A 3824-nucleotide genomic window follows, 5' to 3' on the forward strand; every position below is an offset into this window, starting at 1 on the left:
CTGACCGGTGGACGGCACCGAGCCGTACGCTTGAACTTGGAAGGGGGAGGCCTCGCGGCCTCCCCCTTTTTTGCGTTGTTTACACGTTGTACTTTGGGACCTAGCTCCCCCGTATTCGCTCTTACTGTTTGGCTGTATTTTGAGTTCTTCTAGTGTATTTGAGCGATAATTACTCGCATTGGCGTTAGGGAGGGCTTGATGTTTACCGTGTTTGTCTTGGGCAATATTGCTTCGGGTAAGTCGACTGCCTGCCGCTATTTCGAATCTCGTGGCGCTATGCTTATCGATCTGGATGAGCTTGCAAAATCTCTGTATGTGCCGGGCTCTGATATCGTCAATACTCTCGCGGATGAATTCGGTTGGGACATTTTGGATGAGGAGGGCGGCATTCGCCGCAGCATCCTCGCTTCTCGAGCTTTCGCTTCTCCTGATTCGGTCGCACGACTCAATGGCATCGTGCATCCCGTTCTGATTGAACAGCTTTCGCTGAGGATTCTCGATCCGGTTTGTTGTACGGTTTCATCTCCCCGTTACCCCTTTGCGGTGGTCGAGGTTTCTGCTCCGACTGGTTTTGAGGATGCATTTGGCTTGGCTGATGAAATTCTGGTCATTAGCGCCCCTTTGTCAGTTCGTCGCGAGCGCGCTATTCAACGTGGCATGGAGCCATCTGATTTCGATGCCCGTTCTGCTTGTCAGCCCGATGAGTCTGCGCTGTGCAATCTCGCTACAACGGTGATTGATAATGCCTCAGGCGATAATTCGCTCTTTGAGCAGCTTGACTCATGGCTTGCATGCCATGGGTTCGGGGATGTAGTGGATAAGGAGGAGGCCGATGCCTAAGACACGTTTCCTTACGTGGTATCGCCTTATACCGCTAGCTGCCGTTTTTGCCTTCGGCCTTATCTCATTCGTTTACTCGTATGCTCCTGCCGCTTTCTTTAAGCCGCTGTATCCGATTGACTACGAGGCGTATGTAAAGCAATCCAGTATTTCGCATAATCTGGATCCGTATCTGGTGTGCGCTGTCATTAAGTCTGAATCGAATTGGGATCCCGGGGCCGAGTCGAATCAGGGTGCTCAGGGATTGATGCAGCTGATGCCCGAGACTGCCCAGGATATGATCGCCAAGGGCCTTGTCGACGGTGGCGAGTATTCGGCCGACAACCTTAACGATCCGGCTACGAATATCGAGTTTGGCTGTGCGTATCTCTCGTATCTTCTAGCGTATTTTAACGGGTCGACTGACAGTGCCATTGCCGCCTATAACGCCGGCATGGGCAATGTCGACGGATGGGCGCAGCAGAGTACGTCGCTTCATAATGCAATCACCTTTCCCGAGACGCAGGCGTATCTGATTCGTGTCAATAATGCCTGGGCTCGCTACAAGACCCTCTATCCCGATCGGTTCGTATAGGACTATGCCTGCCGCCTGCGTATACTGCAGATATATGAGTTAGGAGTATCCATGGCGGAATTTGAAGTAGAACGCGTTGGTGGTGAACTTAAGCGCTTTGGCGTTGAAGGCTCTGACGTGCCGTTTAAGGTCGTGTCTCCCTATGAGCCTGCCGGTTCCCAGCCTAAGGCCATTGAGTCGCTTGTGCAGGGCGTGAGGGACGGAGACCGCTATCAGGTTTTGCTGGGCGTGACTGGTTCGGGCAAGACCTTCACGATGGCAAAGACTATTGAGGCCCTGGGAAAGCCGACGCTGGTCATGGCTCCGAATAAAACGCTCGCCGCTCAGCTTGCGAGCGAGCTCAAAGAGTTCTTTCCCAACAACGCTGTGGTCTACTTCGTCTCGTACTATGACTACTATCAGCCCGAGGCGTATGTGCCGCAAAGCGATACATATATCGAGAAAGACTCCTCGATTAACGAAGAGGTCGAGATGCTGCGACATCAGGCGACCGCATCGCTGCTCTCTCGACGCGATGTGATCGTTGTCGCATCGGTCTCGTGTATCTATGGCATTGGCTCTCCTGAGGACTATGCGGGTCTGGCTCCAAACGTCGACAAAAAGGTGCCGCTCGAGCGCGATGACTTTATCCATGCACTTATCGACATTCAATATGATCGCAATGACTATGACCTGGCACGCGGCACGTTCCGCGTGCGCGGCGATGTTGTCGACGTGTATCCGCCTTATGCCGAGCATCCGTTGCGGTTTGAGTTCTTTGGCGATGAGGTCGAGCTGATTGCCGAGATCGATGAGGTCACCGGTGAGATGCTTCGTGAGTATGAGGCCATTCCCGTATGGCCGGCATCGCACTACGTGACCGAGAAGCCGAAGGTCAAGGCGGCTCTGAAATCGATCAGCGAAGAGTGCGAGAAGCGCGTGGCGGAGCTCAAGGCGACCGACAAGTTGCTCGAGGCGCAGCGTCTGCAGCAGCGCACCGATTATGATCTTGAGATGCTCGAGACGATGGGCTTTTGCAACGGCATCGAGAACTACTCGCGTCATCTGGATGGTCGCAAGCCGGGCGAGCCGCCGTTTACCCTAATCGATTACTTTCCCAAAGATATGCTCTGCATCATCGATGAGAGCCATGTGACGGTGCCGCAGATTCGCGGTATGCACGAAGGTGACCGCTCGCGTAAGGTGACACTGGTGGAACACGGTTTTCGCCTGCCCTCGGCGCTCGATAACCGCCCGCTTCGTTTCGATGAGTTTGAGGCAAGGATACCCCAGTTCATCTACGTTTCGGCAACACCGGGCGACTATGAGCTGCGGGTGAGCCAGAACGACGTTGAGCAGATTATTCGTCCGACCGGTCTGCTCGATCCCAAGATCGATGTGCGTCCAGTACGCGGCCAGATTGACGATCTTGAGGACGAGATTCGCGAGCGCGTTGCCCGCAAGGAGCGCGTGCTGGTGACCACGTTGACCAAGCGCATGGCCGAGGACCTGACCGACCATCTACTTGATGCGGGCATTAAGGTCAATTACATGCACTCTGATACGGCGACAATGGACCGTGTCGAGATCCTGCGAACGCTGCGCGAGGGCAAGATCGATGTTCTCGTTGGCATCAACCTGCTTCGCGAGGGCTTGGATCTCCCCGAGGTCTCACTGGTGGCAATTCTCGATGCCGATAAGGAAGGCTTCTTGCGCAACCGCCGCTCACTGATTCAGACGATTGGCCGTGCGGCCCGTAACGCCGATGGCGAAGTCATCATGTATGCGGACGTTGTGACCGATTCGATGAAAGAGGCCATCGAGGAGACGCAGCGCCGTCGCGAGATTCAGATGGCATATAACGAAGAGCATGGCATTGTGCCCAAGACGGTGCGCAAGGCCATCAACGACATCTCAAGTTTTATTACCGAGGCCGAAAAAACCGTGGGTTCCAAGGGGCGCTCGAAGGGCGACTCTCTTGGTCATGGTGCATTCTATACGCCCGATGAGTCGGGCGAGGTCGGCGTGCCGGAAACGGTGGCACCCGAGCAGACACTTGCGGAGCAGTTGGAAGAACTGCCGCATGACGAGCTTGTGCGGATCGTCGAAACCATGGAAGAGGATATGCGCAACGCTTCTGCCGCCATGGACTTTGAGGAGGCGGCGCGCCTGCGCGATGCCGTCGTTCAGATTCGGGCGATGCTCGAGGGTGCGTCTGAGGACGAGACGATCGAGCGCTTACGTTCGCAGGCCCGCAAGGGTTCCACGTTCGCATCGGGCAGAAAACGCCAGGGTGCACGGTTTAAGAAATAGCGAACAGGCCCGGCTTATAGGACAAAATGTGTGTCTACTTTGGGGCATCGGCGCAGGTCGATGCCCCTTTTTCAGCCGTTTAAATTCCGTGCCCGCTTTTAACCGCTCGGACAGAATG

At 55.1% G+C, this 3824-nt stretch carries 3 protein-coding genes; all 3 read left to right on the forward strand.

Translation table 11 applies throughout. From position 1 onward, the window contains the following. Positions 1 to 198: 198 nt before the first annotated feature. From coaE to uvrB, 3 genes are read left to right on the forward strand one after another with little or no spacing between them, the layout of a single operon-like run. A complete protein-coding gene (coaE, locus tag AB5Z25_RS10725; protein ID WP_347478631.1) occupies positions 199 to 840 on the forward strand; it encodes a dephospho-CoA kinase in 642 nt (213 codons plus the stop codon). Beyond that, positions 833 to 1414 carry a lytic transglycosylase domain-containing protein gene (locus AB5Z25_RS10730; RefSeq protein ID WP_368135569.1) on the forward strand — a complete coding sequence of 194 codons (582 nt, stop codon included), beginning with the start codon at positions 833 to 835 and terminating at the stop codon, positions 1412 to 1414. Before coaE ends, AB5Z25_RS10730 begins: the two co-directional genes overlap by 8 nt. Positions 1415 to 1465: 51 nt before the next feature. Then, entirely contained in the window at positions 1466 to 3706 is a 2241-nt protein-coding gene (uvrB, locus tag AB5Z25_RS10735) for an excinuclease ABC subunit UvrB (RefSeq protein ID WP_368135570.1), read from the forward strand. Positions 3707 to 3824 lie beyond the last annotated feature (118 nt).

Source organism: Collinsella aerofaciens, assembly GCF_040910325.1.
Classification (GTDB): domain Bacteria; phylum Actinomycetota; class Coriobacteriia; order Coriobacteriales; family Coriobacteriaceae; genus Collinsella; species Collinsella aerofaciens_BL.